General features: G+C 70.5%; 16 protein-coding genes. 2 read left to right on the top strand and 14 right to left on the bottom strand.

What is annotated here, in order from left to right; translation table 11 throughout:
• Positions 1 to 21 precede the first annotated feature (21 nt).
• The 3 genes from OG430_RS46730 to OG430_RS46720 all read right to left on the bottom strand — a co-directional run bounded on the left by OG430_RS46730 (position 22) and on the right by OG430_RS46720 (position 2201).
• Positions 22 to 552: an anthrone oxygenase family protein gene (locus OG430_RS46730; RefSeq protein WP_327358820.1), complete on the bottom strand. Its 531-nt coding sequence runs from the start codon at positions 550 to 552 to the stop codon at positions 22 to 24.
• Between the two features lie 134 nt (positions 553 to 686).
• Positions 687 to 1337, bottom strand: a complete 651-nt coding sequence (locus OG430_RS46725; protein ID WP_327358819.1) for a hemerythrin domain-containing protein — start codon at positions 1335 to 1337, stop codon at positions 687 to 689.
• 36 nt (positions 1338 to 1373) lie between these two features.
• Positions 1374 to 2201, bottom strand: a complete 828-nt coding sequence (locus OG430_RS46720) for an NmrA family NAD(P)-binding protein (RefSeq protein ID WP_327358818.1) — start codon at positions 2199 to 2201, stop codon at positions 1374 to 1376.
• A 411-nt stretch (positions 2202 to 2612) separates the two neighbouring features.
• Between OG430_RS46720 and OG430_RS46715 the strand changes: the two genes are divergently transcribed.
• Together OG430_RS46715 and OG430_RS46710 are read left to right on the top strand one after the other, a co-directional pair.
• Entirely contained in the window at positions 2613 to 3356 is a 744-nt protein-coding gene (locus OG430_RS46715; protein ID WP_327358817.1) for a GNAT family N-acetyltransferase, read from the top strand.
• A gap of 162 nt (positions 3357 to 3518) precedes the next feature.
• Entirely contained in the window at positions 3519 to 4538 is a 1020-nt protein-coding gene (locus OG430_RS46710) for an AMP-binding protein (RefSeq protein WP_327358816.1), read from the top strand.
• Between the two features lie 108 nt (positions 4539 to 4646).
• Here the strand turns inward: OG430_RS46710 and ahcY are convergent, their stop codons facing one another.
• The 11 genes from ahcY to OG430_RS46655 form a co-directional block, all read right to left on the bottom strand.
• Positions 4647 to 6065, bottom strand: a complete 1419-nt coding sequence (gene ahcY, locus OG430_RS46705; protein WP_327358815.1) for an adenosylhomocysteinase — start codon at positions 6063 to 6065, stop codon at positions 4647 to 4649.
• The gene (gene metF, locus OG430_RS46700; RefSeq protein ID WP_327358814.1) at positions 6043 to 6948 is read right to left on the bottom strand and encodes a methylenetetrahydrofolate reductase [NAD(P)H]; all 906 of its coding nucleotides are present in this window, start codon (positions 6946 to 6948) and stop codon (positions 6043 to 6045) included. Before metF ends, ahcY begins: the two co-directional genes overlap by 23 nt.
• Complete coding sequence (metH, locus tag OG430_RS46695) at positions 6945 to 10439, bottom strand: methionine synthase (RefSeq protein WP_327358813.1); 3495 nt, start codon at positions 10437 to 10439, stop codon at positions 6945 to 6947. The genes metF and metH overlap by 4 nt, the downstream gene beginning before the upstream one ends.
• Positions 10436 to 11419 carry a carbohydrate kinase family protein gene (locus OG430_RS46690; protein WP_327358812.1) on the bottom strand — a complete coding sequence of 328 codons (984 nt, stop codon included), beginning with the start codon at positions 11417 to 11419 and terminating at the stop codon, positions 10436 to 10438. The genes metH and OG430_RS46690 overlap by 4 nt, the downstream gene beginning before the upstream one ends.
• A gap of 146 nt (positions 11420 to 11565) precedes the next feature.
• Positions 11566 to 12777, bottom strand: a complete 1212-nt coding sequence (gene metK / locus OG430_RS46685; RefSeq protein ID WP_327358811.1) for a methionine adenosyltransferase — start codon at positions 12775 to 12777, stop codon at positions 11566 to 11568.
• A gap of 88 nt (positions 12778 to 12865) precedes the next feature.
• Entirely contained in the window at positions 12866 to 15130 is a 2265-nt protein-coding gene (locus OG430_RS46680; protein WP_327358810.1) for a condensation domain-containing protein, read from the bottom strand.
• Positions 15131 to 15287: 157 nt separating this feature from the next.
• Positions 15288 to 16115 (bottom strand): response regulator transcription factor, encoded by an 828-nt coding sequence (locus tag OG430_RS46675; RefSeq protein ID WP_327358809.1) that lies wholly within the window; start codon positions 16113 to 16115, stop codon positions 15288 to 15290.
• A gap of 174 nt (positions 16116 to 16289) precedes the next feature.
• Complete coding sequence (locus OG430_RS46670) at positions 16290 to 17336, bottom strand: 4'-phosphopantetheinyl transferase family protein (protein WP_327358808.1); 1047 nt, start codon at positions 17334 to 17336, stop codon at positions 16290 to 16292.
• A 42-nt stretch (positions 17337 to 17378) separates the two neighbouring features.
• Positions 17379 to 19142 (bottom strand): acyl-CoA dehydrogenase, encoded by a 1764-nt coding sequence (locus tag OG430_RS46665; RefSeq protein WP_327358807.1) that lies wholly within the window; start codon positions 19140 to 19142, stop codon positions 17379 to 17381.
• Positions 19143 to 19490: 348 nt separating this feature from the next.
• Positions 19491 to 19676, bottom strand: coding sequence for a DUF5302 domain-containing protein (locus OG430_RS46660; RefSeq protein WP_327358806.1), 186 nt, complete (start codon positions 19674 to 19676; stop codon positions 19491 to 19493).
• 18 nt (positions 19677 to 19694) lie between these two features.
• A complete protein-coding gene (locus tag OG430_RS46655; RefSeq protein ID WP_327358805.1) occupies positions 19695 to 21191 on the bottom strand; it encodes an MFS transporter in 1497 nt (498 codons plus the stop codon).
• Positions 21192 to 21216 lie beyond the last annotated feature (25 nt).

Below are 21216 nucleotides of genomic sequence, written 5' to 3'. Positions count from 1 at the left end.
CGGGGGTGCGGTCCGCGCCGGTCAGCCGGCCTTGGTCCGCAGGGTCAGGGCCCGGCCCAGACAGAGCAGGGCCGCGGTGCAGGCCAGGGTGCGGACCTTGTTGGACGGCACCCAGGTGTTGGTGAACTTCTCCCGGAGTGCAGCGAGTTCACGGATGGTGTCCGGGTCGCCCGCTTCGGCGAGCCTGCGGTTGAGCGGGACGTTGATGCCCACCGTCAGGGCGACGGCGGCGGCGTAGCAGGCCAGCGCTCCCCAGGTCCAGCGGGCCGCGGCCCGCCGCCCGTGGCGCTGCAGTTGGCCGCCGGCCACACCGGTGGCCAGGAAGGCGCCGAAGAAGACGAGGCCGAACAGGCCGTTCTCGATGGCCTCGTTGATGTTCTGCATGGCGGCCAGATAGGTGCGGTCGTCACCGCGCTCGAGTCCCGGCATCACGGAGACGTCGAAGGCGAAGTACAGGCCGGCGCTGAGCCCCATGGCGATCGTCGCCGCGTACAGCGCGGGCCCGGCCGCCGGGGCGGCGGCGAGGTCGGGTGCGGGTCGGTCCGTGGGCATGGGGGCTCCTAAGCGCCGCTTGGTCAAAGGGAGTTGTCCCGTGGTGGAGTGGTGGTCGGGAGCGGTCCGGCCAGCGAGCGGAACGCCCCCGCCGTGTTCGGGGGCGTGCTGCTCGCTTCGAAGGCGACCTGCTGTCAGCGTGGCCGGGTGATCGCGCCGAGGCCGCGTTCGTACCTGCGACGCAGCACCGTGCGGCCGAGCAGACGTACCGGCGGCGGCATCGTCGCCGACACGTGCCGCACCGATGCCTCGCCCGCGCCGTCGAACATCCACGGCGGCAGATACGTGAGGACCTTGGGCGGCGCGGTCCGCACCAGGCGCTGTTCCAGGTTCAGATAGTCACGGGGCTCGAGCCGCATGAAGACCGGGAAGACGATGTCCTCCTCGTCCTTGAGGTGTGCGTGCAGCACCTCGCCGAACCGGCCGGCGGCCGGCGCCACCGCGGCGGGGTCGCCGCCGGGCCTGAGCGCGGCGGACACCCCGTCCATGGCGGCGTCGAGTTCGGTGTGGTCGTCCGCCAACTTGCGTGCCTGGTCGGCACATTCGGGCAGCTTGCGCAGCAACTCGGGCCAGAGCAGCTCGTCCTCGCTGCGGTGGTGCCAGTCGATGACGCCGCGCAGGCGTTGCCACCACTCGCCCGCGCCGGCGAGGCCGGCGCCGGTCAGGGCGGGTGCCGCGGCGGTGAGCCGGCGTGCGTCGCGGCGCATCGCCACGTGCATCAGGGCGAAGCCATGGAGGTGGCCGGGGAGCACGTCGAGCCGTTCGCTGGACATGGGCGTACTCATGGCCACTCTCCTGACGTCGCCGGTCGGACGGTGTACTCAGACGTTCCAGACGCCGGTGGCTGCGGCGTCCCGGGCGAACTCGGCGAAGTCCTTCGGCTTGCGGCCGAGGGCCTCCTCCACGCCGTGCACGAGGTGGGCGTTGCGCCCGTCGAGCACGTTCTCGAACAGCTCGGCAAATTCCTCGGGCAGACCGTGCTCCACCAGGGCGGCGCGGTACTGGTCCTTGGTGATCGGGATGTACTGGATCTGCCGGCCGGTGGCCTTGGAGATCTCCTCCGCCACGTCGCCGAAGCTCAGCAGCCGGGGGCCGGACAGCTCATAGGTCTTGCCGATGTGCTTGGGGTCGGTGAGCGCCGCCACGACGACGTCGGCGATGTCGCCGGCGTCGACGAACGCCTCCACGGCCGATCCGGTCGGCAGGGCGATCTCGCCGGCCAGGACGGGGTCGAGGAAGAAGCTCTCGTCGAAGTTCTGGTTGAAGAAGCTGGAGCGGACGATGGTGAAGTCCGCACCGGAATCCTTGACCTTGTTCTCACCGATGACGGCGCCCTCCTCACCGCGGCCGGAGAGCAGCACCAGGCGGCGCGCACCCTTGGACACGGCGAGCTTGGAGAACGCTTCGACGTGCTCGGCTGCTCCCGGGAAGGCGAGGTCGGGGTAGTAGGTGATGTAGACGCCGGAGACGCCTTCGAGGGCGGCCTCCCAGGTGCCGGCGTCCTCCCACACGAAGGGCGGCTCGCCGGAGCGTGATCCGACACGCACCGGCAGTCCCTTGGCGGTGAGTCGCTCGGCAACCCTGCGGCCGGTCTTGCCGGTTCCGCCGATGACCAGTGTCGTGGACTGCGTGTTCTCTGTGTTCGTCATAGGGATCAGTCAACTCCTGTGCGGTGAGACGAGCCATAGCCACAACGCTCAACCACATACGCGGACGTCTACGAAGGAGCGGATGGCATGCGCGAACACCGGGAAGCCTAGGCAGCCACGAATCCCGGGGCCATTGCCGGGCCCGAATTCTCCAGCGGCCCTCTAGCGCGATTCGAGCGAGGCACTGCTGAAATCATTCCGGGGAATGCCTGGGGGACCGGCCTTCCGACTTGGCTGCGGGCCGAAATTATTCCTTGGAAGCTGCACTCCGATTCTTTTCCGTCACGGCTTTCCGACGCTTCTGTCCCGCGTACAAGGCACTGTTCGGCGCCTGGCCCGCTGTTTCTCCACCGTTGCTCTAGCGGATTCGGCCACTGTCTCCACCATCGCGAGGTTCTCCAGGAGCGCTTCATGACGCATGCAGTGATTGTCAGTAACCGGCAGAGGTACGCATTGTGGCCGAGTGGCACCGAACTGCCCGCGGGCTGGCACCTGACCGGCTGGAGCGGTGCCGAACAGACCTGTCTCGACCTGATCGCCGAGCTGTGGGACGACGGGAGCTTCACCCCGCCGCGCCAGGCTCCCCGGGTCGCCCGCAGGCCGTCGCTCGTGCTGCTTGCCGGCGCCCGGCTGTGGGTGCGCGAGGCCCGGGCCGACGAGGCGCGTTCGATCGCCGCCGGCGACGGTGGCGGGCTCAACTGGGCGGAGGGCAACCGGAGTTCGCTGCCGCAGGCGGCGGCGCATGCGCACTGTGCGGCCCTGGACGCCGGGACGCACCGGCCGGGCTGGGGCCTGTATCTGCTGATGCGCACCGCCGACGCCCATGTGGTGGGCACCATGGGCTTTCGGGGGCCGCCACGCGACGGGGCGGCGGAACTCGGCGGATTCGAGCTCGTCGAGCAGGCCAGGGGCCAGGGTTTCGCCGGTGAGGCCCTGGACGAGCTGGCCCACTGGGCGCTGCGGCAGAGCGGCGTCCGCGAGGTCGTCGCCCGCGTTCCCGCCGTCCCTGCCGCCGCCTCCCCCACTGCCCTCTCCCCCGCCATGCCCTCCCCCGCCTCCGCCGGGCACCTCGCGGCCCGGCGCGCACTGGAACGCGCACGTTTCGAACCGGAGCCCGAGACCGATGGGCACGTCCGCTACGTCCTGACCCACTGACCGCGTACCGCTGAGGAGCAAGGTGTCCGAACGCCGTACGCCCCCGTCCCCGTCCCCCGCACAGGCAGGCGGAGCCCGGCCGGCAGCGCCGGCCGCGCCGACCCGGCCACCCCGTGGCCCCAGGCAACCACTCGTCCGTCCACGCCCGTATGGGAGGCTCCGATGCACGACCGCACCAGGCCAGAATCCAGCCCGGCCACCCCACCGTCCCCGGGGCCCGCGCTGACCGAGCTCGACCAGCTCGCCACGGACGTGGGCAGGCTGCTCGACCGGATCGGGATCGCACCGGACCGGATCGACACCCGGTTCGCGCGCACCGCGGCCCGGCACCCCGCCCGTACCGCCACCTGCGACTCCGACGGCGAGGCCACGTATCTGGAGCTGGAGTGGCTGGCCGACGACGTGGCCCGGCGGCTCGAGGGCCGTGCCGAGCCCGGTCGGCCGGTGGCCGTGCGGGCCGCGCGCACCCGGTTCGCGCCGGCGGCGGTCATCGGCGTACTGCGTGCCGGTGTGCCCTGCGTGCCGCTGGACGCCGACGACCCGGCGGACCACCAGGCCTATGCGCTGGAGGACTCCGGCGCCGGGCTCATCCTCACCGACTGCGGTCTGCTCGAGGACGAGGTGCCGCTCCTGAAGGCGGGCCCGTTCGTCCTCGCCTCGCGCCTCCTGTACGGGGCGGACTCCGGGCACGAGCCGGCCTCGCTCCCCCAGGGCAGCGCGTACGTGATGCACACGGCGGACTCGGGCCCCGAGGGCCGGGTGGTCGGGCATGCCCAGGTGCTCGCCCACCTGGATACGGCCGTGCCGCTGGTCGACACCGGCCCGGACGACGTGTGGACGCTCTGCCATCCGCTGAACGCCGACCTCAGCGTGTGGGAACTGTGGGGCCCGCTGCTCCACGGCGGCCGCCTGGTGATGGCCGACCACGAAGCCGCCACGGACCCGGATCAGTTGGCACGGCTGCTCGCGGACCGTCGCGTCACCGTCCTCAGTCAACGTCCGGACGCCTTCGGCCAGTTGGCGGCGGCGACCGGCGACGGGAGGATCCGGCTGCCCGCACTGCGCCGCGTCGTGCTCGCCGACGGGGGCTCGGCGGCCGCGGATGTACGCAGCTGGCAGGACGGCGGCACCGCGCCGAACGCGAAGGTGGTCGCCCTGCCCGATGGAGCAGGGCTCCTCTGAGGCGATTGCACCGTCCCGACCGAACGGCTGGGGGCCGCCACCGCGTGAGCGGTGGCGGCCCCCAGCCGTTCGTGCGACCGGCGTCGGTCAGTACGTGACCGGTGTGGGTCAGTAGCGGTAGTGGTCGGACTTGTACGGGCCCTCGACCGGGACACCGATGTAGTCGGCCTGCTCCGGGCGCAGTTCGGTGAGCTTCACGCCGAGGGCGTCGAGGTGGAGGCGGGCGACCTTCTCGTCCAGGTGCTTGGGCAGCACGTAGACGTCGGTCGGGTACTCCTCGGGCTTGGTGAACAGCTCGATCTGGGCGAGGGTCTGGTCCGCGAAGCTGTTGGACATCACGAAGGAGGGGTGCCCGGTGGCGTTGCCCAGGTTCAGCAGACGGCCCTCGGACAGCACGATGAGGACCTTGCCGTCGGGGAACGTCCAGGTGTGGACCTGCGGCTTGACCTCGTCCTTGACGATGCCCGGGATCTGGGCCAGGCCGGCCATGTCGATCTCGTTGTCGAAGTGACCGATGTTCCCGACGATCGCCTGGTGCTTCATCTTGGCCATGTCGCTCGCCATGATGATGTCCTTGTTGCCGGTCGTGGTGACGAAAATGTCGGCCTTGTCGACGACCTCGTCCAGCGTGGTGACCTGGTAGCCGTCCATCGCCGCCTGCAACGCGCAGATCGGGTCGATCTCCGTGACGATGACGCGGGCGCCCTGGCCGCGCAGCGACTCCGCACAGCCCTTGCCGACATCGCCGTACCCGAACACGACCGCGGTCTTGCCGCCGATCAACACGTCGGTGCCACGGTTGATGCCGTCGATCAACGAGTGACGGCAGCCGTACTTGTTGTCGAACTTCGACTTCGTCACCGCGTCATTGACGTTGATCGCCGGGAACAGCAGCGTCCCGTCACGGTGCATCTCATACAGACGGTGGACACCGGTGGTGGTCTCCTCCGTCACACCGCGGATCTCCGAGGCGACCTGGGACCAGTCCAGCGTGGTGCTGTGGAGGAGTTCGAGGATGACGCGGTGCTCGTCGTTCTCGGCCGTCTCGACCGCGGGGACCTTGCCGGCCTTCTGGTACTCAAGTCCCTTGTGGACGAGGAGGGTTGCGTCGCCGCCATCGTCCAGGATCATGTTGGGGCCGGGCTGGCCGGGCCAGGCCAGGGCCTGCTCGGTGCACCACCAGTACTCCTCCAGCGTCTCGCCCTTCCAGGCGAACACCGGGATGCCCGCGGCGGCGATGGCGGCCGCCGCGTGGTCCTGGGTGGAGTAGATGTTGCAGGACACCCAGCGGACCTCCGCGCCGAGCGCGACCAGGGTCTCGATGAGGACGGCGGTCTGCACGGTCATGTGCAGCGAGCCGGTGATCCGGGCGCCGGCCAGCGGCTGCGTGGCGGCGAACTCCTTGCGGATCGACATCAGGCCGGGCATCTCGTGCTCGGCGAGCGTGATCTCCTTACGGCCGAACTCGGCAAGGGACAGGTCCGCGACCTTGAAATCCTTGAAGTCAGCGTGGGGCTGCGAGGACATGAGCACTCCTTGAGTTCTGGATGTTCTGGTGGATCTCGAGCGTCGCGGTCGACTTGTTGAGCGTGATGTAGTGCAGCCCGGGGGCGCCTTCGGCCAGCAGCCGGTCGGCCATGGCGGTGGCGTAGGCGACCCCGATGCGGTGCCCTTCGGCCGGATCCCCGCCGGCTGCCTCCAGGCGGCGGGCGAGCTCCGGTGGGAAGGCCGCGCTGCTGAGTTCGGCGAAGCGGCGGATCTGGCGTACGTCGGTGGCGGGCATGATCTCGGGGATGATCGGGGTGTCGCAGCCCGCCGCGGCCACCCGGTCGCGCAGCCGCAGATAGTCGTCGACGTGGAAGAACATCTGGGTGATGGCGTAGTCGGCGCCGGCCCGGCACTTGTTGACGTAGTGCCGGATGTCGCTGTCCCAGTCGGGTGAGCGCGGGTGCCGCTCGGGGAAGGCGGCCACGCCGACGCTGAAGTTCCCCGACTGCCTTACCAGGGAGACCAGTTCATGGGCATGGGAGTAGCCCTCCGGATGCGGGATCCAGGGGGCGTTGGGGTCGCCCGGCGGGTCGCCGCGCAGGGCGAGGACGTCGCGTACGCCGGCGTCCGCGTACTGGCCGATGATGTGGCGCAGTTCGGCGACCGAGTGGCCGACGGCGGTGAGGTGGGCGACGGGCCGCAGGGTCGTCTCGGCCGCGATGCGCTTGGTCACCTCGACCGTACGGTCCCTCGACGAGCCGCCCGCACCGTAGGTGACGGACACGAACGTCGGTGCCAGGGGCTCGATCCGGCGGATCGCGTTCCACAACGTACGTGCGCCCGCTTCGGTCTTCGGCGGGAAGAACTCGAACGAGAAGGAGCGCTTCCCGCTCGCGAGGGTGTCGCGCAGGGAGGAGGTCATGCCCGGCCTCCCGCGTTGAAGTACGTCGCTTCGGGGTGGTGCAGCACGATGGCGTCGGTGGACTGCTCGGGGTGGAGCTGGAACTCCTCGGAGAGCTGGACCCCGATCCGCTCCGGCTGCAGCAGATCGGCGATCTTCGCCCGGTCTTCAAGGTCGGGGCAGGCGGGATAGCCCAGGGAGTAGCGGCAGCCCTGGTATTCGGTGCGGAACATGCCGTCCATCGAACCCGGGTCGTCCGCGGCGATGCCCAGTTCGGTGCGGACGCGGGCGTGCCAGTACTCGGCGAGGGCCTCGGCCAACTGGACGGACAGGCCGTGCAGTTCGAGGTAGTCACGGTAGGAGTTGGATTCGAAGAGCTCGGCCGTGGCCTCACCGATCTTCGAGCCCATGGTCACGACCTGCAGGCCGACCACGTCGATCTCGCCGGACTCCTCGGGGCGGAAGAAGTCCGCCAGACACAAATAGCGGCCGCGACGCTGACGGGGGAAGGTGAACCGGGTCCGTTCGTTGCCCTGCTCATTGAGAATGATCAGGTCCTCGCCCTTGGAGACACAGGGGAAGTAGCCGTGGACCACAGCCGCTTCGAGGAGGTTGTCCGTCTGCAGCCGGTCCAGCCAGCCGCGCAGGTGGGGACGCCCCTCGGTCTCGACGAGTTCCTCGTACGTCGGTCCGTCGCCCTTGCGGGCCTGCTTGAGGCCCCACTGGCCCTTGAACAGGGCGCCCTCGTCCAGCCAGGACGCGTACTCCTTGAGCTGGATGCCCTTGATGACGCGGGTGCCCCAGAACGGCGGGGCGGGGATGGGGTTGTCGACAGCCACGTCCGAGCGGGCCGGGCCCTCCTCGATCCGCTCCTCGACCACAGCATTTGAAGTCGCCTTGACGCGGCGCTGCTTGAGCTCCGGGAGCGTCGCCCCCGGTACTCCGCGCTTGACCGCGATCAACGCGTCCATCAGACGCAGACCCTCGAACGCGTCGCGGGCGTAGCGGACTTCGCCCTCGTAGATTTCGTGCAGGTCCTGCTCGACGTACGCCCGTGTCAGCGCGGCGCCGCCCAGGATGACGGGGAAGTCGGCGGCCAGCTTGCGCTGGTTGAGCTCCTGAAGGTTCTCCTTCATGATCACCGTGGACTTCACCAGCAGACCGGACATGCCGATCACATCCGCACGGTGCTCCTCGGCCGCCTCCAGGATCGCCGAGACCGGCTGCTTGATCCCGAGGTTGACCACGTTGTAGCCGTTGTTCGACAAGATGATGTCGACCAGGTTCTTGCCGATGTCATGCACGTCACCGCGGACCGTGGCCAGGACGATGGTGCCCTTGCCCTCCGCATCGCTCTTTTCCATGTGCGGCTCCAGGTGGGCGACCGCGGTCTTCATCACCTCGGCGGACTGCAGCACGAACGGCAACTGCATCTGCCCCGACCCGAAGAGCTCACCGACGACCTTCATGCCCTCCAGGAGGGTGTTGTTGACGATGTCCAGGGCCGGCGTGCTGGTGAGGGCCTCGTCGAGGTCGGCCTCCAGGCCCTTCTTCTCGCCGTCGATGATGCGCCGCTGCAGACGCTCCTCCAGCGGCAGGGCCAGAAGCTCCTCGGCCTTGCCCGCCTTCATCGACTTCATCGTGGCGCCCTCGAACAACGCCATCAGCTTCTGCAGCGGGTCGTAACCCTCCGCACGGCGGTCGTAGATCAGGTCGAGGGCGACCTTCACCTGCTCCTCTTCCAGCCGGGCGATCGGCAGAATCTTGCTCGCGTGCACGATCGCCGAATCCAGGCCCGCCTTCACACACTCGTCCAGGAAGACGGAGTTGAGGACGACGCGGGCGGCCGGGTTGAGACCGAAGGAGATGTTGGACAGGCCCAGGGTGGTCTGAACATCGGGGTGGCGGCGCTTCAGCTCGCGGATCGCCTCGATCGTCGCGATGCCGTCGCCCCTCGACTCCTCCTGACCTGTGCAGATGGTGAAGGTCAGGGTGTCGATGAGGATGTCCGACTCGTGGATGCCCCAGTTGCCGGTCAAGTCCTCGATCAGACGCTCCGCGATGGCTACCTTGTGCTCGACCGTGCGCGCCTGGCCCTCCTCGTCGATGGTCAACGCGATCAGCGCGGCACCGTGCTCCTGCGCCAGCTTGGTGACCTTCGCGAAGCGGGATTCGGGGCCGTCGCCGTCCTCGTAGTTGACGGAGTTGATGACCGCGCGACCGCCCAGCTTCTCCAACCCGGCCTGAATCACCGGCACTTCGGTGGAGTCCAGCACGATCGGCAACGTAGAAGCAGTGGCGAAGCGGCCCGCCAGCTCTTCCATGTCCGCGACACCGTCCCGGCCGACGTAGTCGACGCACAGGTCGAGCATGTGCGCACCCTCACGGATCTGATCCCGCGCCATCTCCACACAGTCGTCCCAACGGGCCTCGAGCATGGCCTCACGGAACTTCTTCGACCCGTTCGCGTTCGTCCGCTCACCAATGGCCATGTAAGAGGTGTCCTGCCGGAACGGCACCGTCTGATACAGCGAGGCGGCACCCGGCTCCGGACGCGGCTCACGAGCAGTCGGAGCCATGCCGCGAACCCGCTCCACCACCTGGCGCAGATGCTCCGGCGTCGTACCGCAACACCCACCGACCAGGGACAGGCCGTATTCACGTACGAACGTCTCCTGAGCGTCCGCCATCTCCGAAGCGGACAGCGGATAGTGCGCGCCGTCCTTACCGAGTACCGGCAGGCCGGCATTGGGCATGCAGGAGATCGGGATCCGCGAATGCCGGGCCAGATAGCGCAGATGCTCGCTCATCTCCGCCGGGCCGGTCGCGCAGTTGAGGCCGATCATGTCGATGCCCAACGGCTCCAACGCCGTCAGGGCGGCGCCGATCTCCGAGCCCAGCAGCATCGTGCCGGTCGTCTCCACCGTCACCGAACAGATCACCGGAAGGTTCGTACCGGTCGCCTCCAGAGCCCTACGGGCACCGAGAATCGCGGCCTTGGTCTGCAGCAGGTCCTGCGTCGTCTCCACCAACAGGGCATCCGCACCACCGGCGATCATGCCCTCGGCATTGATCTGGTACGCGTCCCGCAGCGTGACGTACGGGGCATGGCCCAACGTCGGCAACTTCGTGCCGGGACCCATCGACCCGAGCACCCACCGCTGACGGCCGTCCTTCGCACCGAACTCGTCCGCGACCTCGCGGGCGATCCGGGCGCCGGACTCCGAAAGCTCGAAATTCCGCTCGGGAATGTCGTACTCGTTCAACGCGGCGAAGTTCGCACCGAACGTATTCGTCTCCACGCAGTCCACACCGACCGCGAAATACTCCTCGTGCACCGACCGCACAATGTCCGGCCGGGTCACGTTCAGAATCTCGTTACAGCCCTCGAGCTGCTGAAAGTCATCGAGCGTGGGGTCCTGCGCCTGAAGCATCGTGCCCATCGCCCCGTCGGCCACCACCACACGAGTGGCAAGCGCCTCACGGAGAGCGGAGATGCGGGTCGCCGTCATGGTGTGCGCTCCAGGAGCGGGGCGAGTTCCGCCGCGGCCTCGGCGCCGTACGCGCGCGTGGCCGTCGCCAGGAGCTGTGCGGCGTCCACGCTGTACGACTGTGAGCCGACCGTGTCCAGGGCGAGTGAGGCCAGTACGCAGCCGAGTCGGGCCGCGGACTCCAGTGGCAGTCCGTCGCCGGCCGCGGCGAGGAAGCCGGCGCGGAAGGCGTCACCGACGCCGGTGGGGTCCGCCACGTGGGCGTCGGGTACGGCCGGGACCTTGACCGGTGGCTGGTTCGCGGCCTCGATGCGTACGCCCTCGCCGCCCAGCGTGGTGATCCAGGTGCCGACGCGTTCGAGGACGTCGCCGCGTTCCCAGCCGGCACGTTCGAGCAGCAGGGCGGACTCGTACTCGTTGGTGAACAGCCAGCGGGCGCCGCACACCAGGTCCCGTACCTCCGAGCCCTCCAGGCGGGCGAGTTGCTGGGAGGGGTCGGCGGCGAAGGCGAGGCCGAGGTCCCGGCACTCCTCGGTGTGGCGGAGCATCGCGGCCGGGTCGTTCGGGCCGATCAGCACGAGGTCGGGCCTGCTCTGCCCGCCGGTGAGGTGCCAGAGGTCGATGTCGCGGGCCTCCTGCATGGCACCGGCGTAGAACGACGCGATCTGGTTGGCATCCTGGTCGGTGACGCAGGTGAAGCGGGCGGTCTGCCGTTCGGTGGAGACGTGGACGGCGCCGGTGTCGACGCCGTGTTCCTTGAGCCACACCTCGTACTCGGCGAAGTCGCTTCCCACGGCTCCGACGAGGAGCGGTTCGAGACCGAGGCTGCCGAGCCCGAAGGCGATGTTGGCCGCGACTCCGCCCCGGCGCACTTCGAGCGCGTCGACCAGGAAGGAGAGCGAGACATGGGCGAGCTGGTCGGGGATCAGCTGATCCGCGAACCGGCCGGGGAAGACCATCAGATGGTCTGTGGCTATGGAGCCTGTCACCGCGATACGCACCTGAACTCCTGAACTCCTGATCGGGCGGCCGAAGGCCGGGGCCGGTGTCGGGGTCGGGGCCGGGGGATGCTGTCCGCCCCCTGGGCCGGTGAGGTGGCGCCCTCGGCGCCGGACGGACGCCGGTTCGGACGCCCGTCGGACGCCCGTCAGACTCCTGCGGCCGCCTTGAGCGCCTGCGCCCGGTCGGTCCGCTCCCAGGTGAAGTCCGGCAGTTCGCGGCCGAAGTGGCCGTATGCTGCTGTCTGGGCGTAGATCGGGCGGAGCAGGTCGAGGTCGCGGATGATCGCGGCCGGGCGGAGGTCGAAGACCTCGGTGATGGCCTTCTCGATGCGTTCCTGGGCGACGGTGCCGGTGCCGAAGGTCTCGACGAAGAGACCGACGGGTTCGGCCTTGCCGATGGCGTAGGCGACCTGGACCTCGCAACGGGCGGCGAGGCCCGCGGCGACGATGTTCTTGGCGACCCAGCGTGTCGCGTAGGCGGCCGAGCGGTCGACCTTGGACGGGTCCTTGCCGGAGAAGGCGCCGCCGCCGTGGCGGGCCATGCCGCCGTAGGTGTCGATGATGATCTTGCGGCCGGTCAGACCCGCGTCGCCCATCGGGCCGCCGATCTCGAACCGGCCGGTGGGGTTGACCAGGAGGCGGTAGTCCTCGGTCTCCAACTTGATGTCGTCGTCGGCGAGTTGGGCCAGTACGTGCTCGACGACGTGCCGGCGTATGTCGGGGACCAGCAGCTCGTCCAGGTCGATGCCGGCGGCGTGCTGGGAGGAGACGACGACGGTGTCCAGGCGGACCGGGCGGCTGCCCAGGTACTCGATGGTGACCTGGGTCTTGCCGTCGGGGCGCAGGTAGGGGACGGTGCCGTCCTTGCGGACCTCGCTGAGCCGGTGCGAGAGGCGGTGGGCCAGCTCGATCGGCAGCGGCATCAGACTGGGCGTCTCGTCGGTGGCGTACCCGAACATCAGGCCCTGGTCGCCGGCGCCCTGGCTGTCGAGCGCGTCGTCCTCGGCGCCTTCGACGCGTCGTTCGTAAGCGGTGTCGACACCCTGGGCGATGTCGGGCGACTGGGCGCCGATCGACACGGACACACCGCAGGACGCCCCGTCGAAGCCCTTGCCCGACGCGTCGTAGCCGATCTCCAGGATCTTTTCGCGCACGAGGGTGGCGACATCGGCGTACGCGCCGGTCGTCACCTCGCCCGCGACGTGCACCTGGCCGGTGGTGATCAGGGTCTCGACCGCGACGCGCGAGGACGGGTCCTGGCGCAGCAGCGCGTCCAGGATCGTGTCGCTGATCTGGTCGGCGATCTTGTCAGGGTGTCCCTCGGTCACGGACTCCGAGGTGAACAGGCGACGGGACATGGCTCTCCAGAAGGGTGAGTTCTCAGTACGTTCGGCGTGCAGGGAGGTCATCACGTTCGGCGTGCATGAGGTTCCTCGCGTATGAAGTTCATCCCGCGCGTTCCGCGGCGGCTTCGAGCGCCCGCGCGAGGTCGTCGACGGGGGTGGCGGCGTTGGTGAGCACCACCAGCGGCGGGGCGGCGCCCTCCGCCACCAGGCGCCGGGCGAACTCGTACGCGGCCGCGCCGCCGCCGGAGAAGCCGCCGAGCACCAGGCGTTCGCCGTTGCCGATGAGGGCCGGGAGCACGGCGTGCCGGTCCGCCGCCGTGGCCGGCACGGAGCTCAGCAGGACCACCGCCTCCGGGCCGGGGTAGGAGCGGGCGAGCTGTTCGTATCGGGAGTCCGGCAGTTCCGGCGCCGCGATGAGGCAGACCGTGCCGGCATCGGCGTGTGCGGCGACCCTGAGCGTACGCAGCAGCGGCTCGGGGCGCGCTGGGGCGGGGCTTGCGAGGGCGCCGAGCAGCTGCCGGATGGTCATGAACTCGTCGGCGTCGTAAGGGAGTCGGCGCAGCAGCCGGCCGACGTCGGCGAGGACTTCGGAGGCTTCCGGGAGCCAGGCCAGGTCGTGCGAGAGGGCCAGGACGAGGCCGTCGGTGCTGTCGCGGTGCGCGACGAGGGTGAGGGGGAAGGCGGTGTCGGCGTCGAGGGTCGTGGGCGTCGACACGCGGATGCCGTGGGCGGCGAGCTCGGCGGGTGGTGCGACGGCGGGCTGCAGGTTGCTCTGGAAGACGAGCAGGCTCCCGGGGGCGGACTGCCCCTCTCCGGCCTGTCCGTCGCCGGGCTGCCCCTCTCCGCGCTGCCCCTTTCCGGGCCGCCCCTCTCCGCGCTGTCCGTCTCCGCGCTGTCCGTCGTCGGGCTGTCCGTCGCCGGCCCGTACCACTCCGATCTCGGCAGCCGGCCGGTCGGTCCAGGCGCGGATCTGGCCCGCGGAGACCCATTCGTACGCGGACAGGGCGAGGACGTCGTCACGCAGCACGGTCAGCAGGCGCGGCACGGTGGCGTCCGGGTCGATGTCGACGGAGAGCGGCAACGGGTTGCGCAGGGCGCCGGGCATCCGTTCCACGCTCTTGAGGGGAATGCCGCGGCCGGACACGGTCACGCTGAAGGTGACGGGGGCCGTGCCGTCGGCGCCCGTGCCCCGGTAGAGCAGCAGGGCCCAGACCGCCTGCAGCGCGCTGGACTCGGTCGCGCCCCAGGTGCCGGCCCACGCACTGAGGCGGTCCGTCTCCTCGGGGGTGAGGCGCAGCCGGGCCCGGCCCGGTCCGCCGCGCCGGCCGCTGCCGCCCACCGGGCCGGGCAGGCTCGCCGCTCCGGCCGACCGGGCGGCCCGGGTCCAGAACTCCCTTGCGGGGGTGAGGTCCTGGGCGGCCAGCCAGTCGCTGTAGTCGCCGAGGTCGGGGCGCCGGTGACCGCCGGGCAGCCGGCCGTCGGCGAGATAGGCACGGAAGAACTCCTGGACCAGGAGGCGGACGCTGAAGCCGTCGAGCAGTGCCTGGTGGTAGGTCAGCAGCACCCGGTGGGGCCGCTCGGTGCCGTCCGGGGACGCGTGCGGCGGCGAGGCCTCGCCGGACAGGACGGTGACACGCAGCGGTCCCGGGCGCCGCGGGTCCACGCCGCGCGACCGGTCGGACTCGACTAGGGCGTCCCAGACATCGGCGATGTACGGCAGCCGTACCACCTCGGGCGTGACCCGCTCGTGCAGCACGATCCGGGCGTCGGGGGCGTCGTCGAAGGCGGCCCGCAGCACGCTCTCGTGGTCGAAGACCGACTGCCAGGCGGCCACGAACCGTTCGGGGTCGAGCGGCCCGTGCCAGTCGAAGGTGAGCTGTTCGATGTGGCGGCCCGCGCCGGGCTGTGCGTCGGAGGCGGCAAGGAGCTCGCACTGGAGCGGGCTGGGTGTGACGAAACCGCTGACCGGTCCCGGCGGCGGCGCACTCGTCACGGGCGCACCGTCCTGGGCATCCGGCGGGCCGTAACGGGCGTCGTCGGTCGACCACTTGGCCGTCGGACCGGCGGTGAGCAGATCGGCGAGCAGCCCCACGGGGAAGTCGTCCGGCGCGCCTGCGGGGACGGTGGACACCGCGGTGAGCGTCAGCGTGTGGTGGCGGGGGCCGTGCCGGTGCAGCTGATAGCGCCAGACCGGTCCGTGCGGGCGGTGGGCGGTGACCTCTTCGACGGCCGCCTCGAGCCCGGCGACGTCCAGGGTGCCGCACAACTCCAGGGCGGGCACGGTGCCGTGAGAGGGGCTTCCCGGGTCGACGACCACGGTCAGCGGCGCGCCCCGGGGCACGTACGAGGATCGGTCGGTGGTCATCGGAGCACCCCCTCCTCCCCTCTCTGCGAGCGCGGAACGAGTATGCGAGGGTCCGCCCATACGGGGCTGACACGGCGCTGACACGGCGGTCGGCCGGAGGGTCCTTGCGTCCCGTCCGTCACCTCGCCGCGCCTGTCGTGCCGGCCCGTCCGTCACCTCATCCCGTTCGTTGTGGCGTCACCTCGTCGCGGTCCGTACGTCGGTGTGCGGGGCCGGCCGCGGCGGTGGGCCGGCCGGTCGTGGTGGCGGAGCGGCCGGTCGCGGAAGCGGGGCGGCCGGCTGGGCGCAGCCCCGTCTCGAACGCGTAGATCGCCGCGTGGACGCGGTTGCGCAGCCGGAGCTTGTTCAGCAGGTTCTGCACATGCGTCTTGACCGTGTGCTCGGAGAGGGTCAGGACATCCGCTATCTCCGTATTGGACAGGCCGCGGGCCAGCAGGCCCAGGACCTCGCACTCGCGTTCCGTGAGCTGTTCGGGCCCCACGTCGGAGACGGTCGTCGCGCAAGGGCCGCCCGGCGCCTCGGACCCGAGCTGCTGTTGTGCGGAGTGCGGCACGACGGCGTATCCGGCGGCGGTCAGCACGACCGCGGAGGCCAGCTGGGCGGCCGTCGCCGTGCCGGGCAGATGGCCGCACCCGGCGGGTCCCTCGGCGGGCTCGGGTCCGCCGACGGTGAGCAACCGGCAGTCCCCCGGCGGCAGTTCGGGCTCGGAGGTGCCGTGTGCGAGCAGTACGTCGGGGCGCAGGGCCACCGCGTCGGCGAGCGCGTCGGGCCCAGGCTCTCCCTCGCCGACCACCTGGACGGCGGGCTGCCCTTCCAGGAGCGCCTTGATCCCGCCGCGGGCGAGGGCGTCGGTCCCGAGGACGTACACCCGTACCGACTCGTTCGCTCCGGTGGCACGCTCGGGAGGAGTCGACGCGCCACCGGAGAGCACCTGCAGGGAGGCAGGGCGGGTCAACGGCAGCGCCGAGAAGCCCGACTGTCCCACGACGGCCTCCTCGTCTTGAGTCCGCAACCGTCGTCCAGCACGCTAGTCCCGCGCGCGTGCCCGGCTCGCGTTCCTCCAGCGCGCCTTGACCGGGGCCCGAACAGCTCTCTGCCCGCGCTCTCGGCCCGCTCCTTCGAGCAGCCCGGCTCAACCGTCAGCTTCGAAGAGCCCGGGTCAGCCGTCCGCTTCGAGGAGTTCGGCGACCGCGCCCATGAAGCCCTCGTCGAGCATCGTGCGGGCCGCCGTATCGCGGGAGGTGTCCAGGCCCGAGTCGTGGCAGGCCACGCTGATCAGATAGCGGCCGAGCACCCGGTGGGTCGCGAACGCCCACTCGTCACGGGCGGCCGGGGTGCCGTCGGGGGCAAGGAGGCCACCGCTGTCGACGCCGAATCCGAACTCGGTGAAGCCGAGGCGCAGCCCCTGGCCGAGGGCCTTGGTGTAGGCCTCCTTCAGGGTCCACAGGCGCAACATGCCCGCCACCTGCTCCTGTTCGGGCAGCAGGTCGAGTTCGGCGCGTTCGGCGGGCGTGCACACATGGCCCTGGAGCAGCTCGAACGACATCTGCCGGTCGGCGGGTTCGGCGTCCACGCCGATCCGTCCGCTGCGGCTGATGCCGACGGCGATCAGGTCGTCGGTGTGGGTGAGGCTTACATCGATCTGGTCGAGGCCGCGCAGGTACGGTCTGCCGCCGATCTTGTACGCGAGGTCGAGCTCGGCGGGTTCGGTGCCGAGGGCGGCGGCCGCCGTGAACTTGACTGCCAGGCGGGAGGCGACGAACCGGTAGCGGATCGTCGGGTCGGCGGTGTTGCGGTAGCGCTGCCAGTCGCGGCCGAGCAGCGGGCGCAGCGCGGGGTCGGCGACGGCGACCGAGAGCCATTCGCCCCAGGTCGTGTGGACCACGGCGTTGCCGCGCAGGTCCATGCCCTCGCGCACCTTGTGCCAGGGGCCGCTGGGGCCGCTGATGTGTACCGGGGCGGTGATGCGGTCGGCTCCGGCGTCATGGGTGCCGGGCAGTCCGGTGGCCTGTGCGGCTGCCGGCCCGGTGGACTGTCGACCGGGCCGGTCGGTGGGTCGTGGGCCGGCCGACTCGAAGGCCTGTGTGACGGGCACCTCTGTGTCGTAGGTGCTGGTCAGCCCTGCGTCGTAGCTGCTGGTCAGCCCCGTGTCGTAGGTGCTGGTCAGGGCCATGTCCTGACTGCTGGTCAGCCCGGTGTCCGTCAACGGTCCGTCCTCCCTGGATGGTGGTGCGAGGCCGTGGTCTGGTCATTGCGCGAGCGACGTGGCGTCCAGGTCGCAGCTGAGGCCCTGCCGGTAGCGGCGGACCAGTTCGTCGAGGACGTGGTCCAGACAGCCGTCGGGCAGTTCCGGCACGGCGATGCCGAGCCGGTCGCCGATGCGGGACAGGGCGAGCACCGCCCAGGCCGGGTGGGCGAGGAACGAGTCCGTGCCGTCCTGGCCCTCCCAGATGCCGAGGACCGCCGCGGCGGCGACGATCAGGCAGTAGCGGTCACCCAGTACGCACACGGCGGGGTCGGCGAGTGCGGTGGCGCCGTACGCGGGCAGGTTCCGGCACTGTTCGCGCAGTGCGCGCAGCTCGTTGACGAAGCCCTCGGCCAGTTCGGCCAGTACGGCGATCTGGCCGCCCACGCCGCGCGACGGGGCGAGGCGGGTGGCGGAGCCGATGAGGGAGGCGGCCATGAAGTCGCCGCCGCCTGCGATGCCGAGCAACCGGTAGTCGAGGGCGGGCAGTTCGGCTCCCCTGCGGAAGAGCTCGGGCGGCGGCTCCTCCTCGGCGAACCAGGCGCGCTCGGCGAGGGTGCGCAGCTGCGGGACGATCACCGCCTGGCAGGAGGCGGTGCCGGCGTGGCCGAGCCCGGCGACCGGCAGGTCGCGGACGAGCTTGTCGAGGGCTCCGTACTCGGGGCTGTCGTGCTGGTAGCCGCGGGCGCCGAGGACGGTGGCCAGCTCCTCGAGGTTCTCCCGCAGCAGGTCGGGCACGACGTACTTGACGGCTGCGGCGGCCACATGGGCGCGGTCGGGGAGCAGGCTGAGGGCGCGCAGCACGACGGTGGCCATGCTGTCGCAGGCGAGGAGGTCGGCGAAGACCCCGGCGAGCGGCTTGGTCCAGCGGCGGGCGATGGGGGTGCTGCGGCCGGTGGTCGCGGCCCGCACGGCGGAGTGCAGGACGGTGTCGGCGGCCGCGGTGACGACGCCGCAGATCAGGCTGCGGTTGACCTGGAAGGTGCGCAGGGCGAGGGCGACGCCCTCCCCGGTGCGGCCGACCAGGGCGTCGGCGGGGACCGGGCAGTCGGTGAACTCCAGGCCGGAGAAGAGCGCTCCGCGCATGCCGGGGGTGGCCACGCGCGGCAGGATCCGCGCCGCTTCGGCGGGCAGCTGCGCGGGGTCGAGGAGCAGCACCGAGTGGCTGCGCGGGCCGCGGGCCTGATCGGTGCGGGCCCAGACGACGTGAGCGCCGGTGCGGGACGCGTTGATGATCACGTCCTTGCGGCCGTCGAGGCGGTAGCCGCCGTCCGGTGCGGCGCCGGCGGTGAACTCGTGCCGCAGGATCGCGTTGGCGTGGGCGAGTTCGTGGTGCAGGATCGTCGCCCGGCCGCCGCCGAGCAGCAACTGCGCGAGGTGGCGGCGCTGTTCGGGCGAGCCGGCCGCCCAGACCGCGGAGACGGCGAACAGTGAGCTGATGCCGAAGCCGAAGCCGAGCGCGACATCGCGCCTGAAGACCGGGCGCAGGGCGCGGGCGAGCAGATCGGCGCGGGTGAGCCGGCCGCCGTGCTCGACGGGCACGAACTCGGCACCGAGGCCCGTCGAGGCGAGCAACTGCTCGGTCCGCGCGGGGGGAATGCACCGGGCGTCGGCGTCGAACAGGGCGTGCAGCCCGTGCGGGTTGGTGGTGTCGTACGGGTCGCCAAGGAGCTCTTCGAGTCGGCGGGCCCGGTCGAGCGCGTCCGCTTCCCACCGGCCGGGGTCGGCAGCGGCGGCAGCGGCGAAGGTGGCGGCGGCAGTGGTCATGGCGGCGGTGTCAGCTCCCTCGTCACAGGACGTGCACCTCACTCGCGCCCGTAAGCAGACCCTGGCGTTCTCGACTAGACGCCCGCTCGACAACGCCTCGACGCCCCGCCCTGGAGTCGGCCACGACATCCGGAACCGTGGCTGCCGTTCTGGCCGGAAGTGACTGATCAGCGGCCCAGAAAATCAATTCGGCTCCAGCGGTTCCGGAGCGGATGTGGACCATTCTTCGAGCGTTCCTCGAACCTCTGCGGGTGATTCCTCGATGGAAAACAGAGGCTGCCGCGACCCGTCCGTACCGGACGAGCCGCGGCAGCCGTGGTTGGTGCTACTGCGCGAATTCCTTGCGAATCAACCTGTCTTGCGACGGAAGAAGCGCTTCTGGCCGGCGGGTCCGCTCATGTTCTTGACCCGCATACGGCCGTCTTCATGCGCCTGCTTGTTGCGTGATGCTCGGGTCTTCGCCTCCAGGGCCTTCTTGAATTTGTCCTTGGCCTCGGTCTGCGACGAAGAATCGGAGTTGAATGATTCGGTCATGCAATCCTCCAGACATTTCTATGCGACTGCTTCGGCGGGATTTCCGGTCTTGCTCGGCGCCTCGGCCGCCTCCGCCTCGGCCTCTGCCGGGCTGGGACGGCCGCCGAGGAAGGAGCCGAGTACGGCTGCCAGGACGAAGAGGCCGACGTTGACGGCGAGCGTGCTCGCCGTCGCGGAGGGGAAGTCGCCGCTCGGGGTCTCGCTGCCGACGCGGCTGAAGTAGACGGCGCCGACGCCCGCGACACCGGCGGCCGAGCCGAACTGGATGGCCGCGTTGAGCACGCCGGAGCCGACGCCCGCGTCCTGCGGCGGCACGTCGCCGAGCACCACGGCGGTGAGGACCGGGGCGGTCAGCCCGAGGCCGAAGCCCATGACGAGCTCCGCGGCGGCCAGGGCCACCCAGTTGAGGTCGGAGCCGCCGGAGGTCACGGTCCAGATCACCCCGCCGGCGCCGGCCGCCATGAGCAGGGCGCCGAGCCGTACGAAGTCACGGCCGCGGCCGCCCGAGAAGCGCCAGGCGATCTGGAAGGTGGCGATGATGCCCACCGGCCAGGCCGCGAGGACCAGGGCGGTCTTCAGGACGGACCAGCCCAGGCCGAACTGCAGGTGGAAGGTGAGGACCAGGAAGAACGAGGCGACGCCGCCGTAGCAGAGCACCGTCAGCGGCAGGCCGACCTTCGCGGACCGGTACTTGAACAGGGTCGGCGGGATCAGCGCGGCTCCGTCGCGGCTCTGGCGGCGGCGCTGGTGCGCGACGAACGCGCCGAGCACGAGGACGGCGAGCGCCACCATGGCGAACATCCAGCCGGGCCAGCCCTCTTCGCGCCCCTGCACCAGCGGGTACATGAGGCCGAGGGAGGCCGTCGTGAGGAGCAGCACGCCGACGATGTCGAGCCGCAGCGGGGTCTCGGAGCGGGTCTCGGGCATGAACTTCGCGGCGATCGCGAGGGCGGCCACACCGAGCGGCACGTTCACCAGGAACAGGGCGCGCCAGCCGAGGCCGAAGACGTCCCACTCGGCGAGCAGTCCGCCGAGCAGGGGTCCGCCGACGCTGCCCACGCTGAGGGCGATGCCCATGACGGCGAACGCCGACGGCCACTCCTCCTGCTTGAACATCGTGATGATGACCGACACGGCCTGGGGCACCATCAGTGCCGCCATGAAGCCCTGACCGAACCGTCCCGCCACGAGTACCTCGGCGTTGGTGGCGACGGCGCACACGACGGAGGCCGCGGTGAAGCCGGTGACCCCGATCAGGAACAGGCGCTTGCGCCCGTAGATGTCACCGAGCCGGCCGCCCGTGATGAGGAACAGGGCGTACGCGAGGGTGTAGCCGGCGAGTGTCCACTGCGCGGTGCCGAATACGGCTCCCAAGTCCTTTTGGATATCGGGGAGTACGACCGTGACGGCATTCGCGTCGAGATTGTCGAGGAATGACGCAAGCGTCACCACGGCCAGTGCGATCCAGCGGTTACGCACCACCGGCTCTTTGTCTTCGTTCTTTGCCGTAGGCACTGAATCAGCTCCTAGTGTTGCGGTC

This window comes from Streptomyces sp. NBC_01304 (assembly GCF_035975855.1).
In the GTDB taxonomy this organism is placed as follows: Bacteria; Actinomycetota; Actinomycetes; order Streptomycetales; family Streptomycetaceae; genus Streptomyces.
The sequence above is the reverse complement of the archived record's forward strand: the minus strand, read 5'-3'. Positions and strand labels throughout refer to the sequence as shown.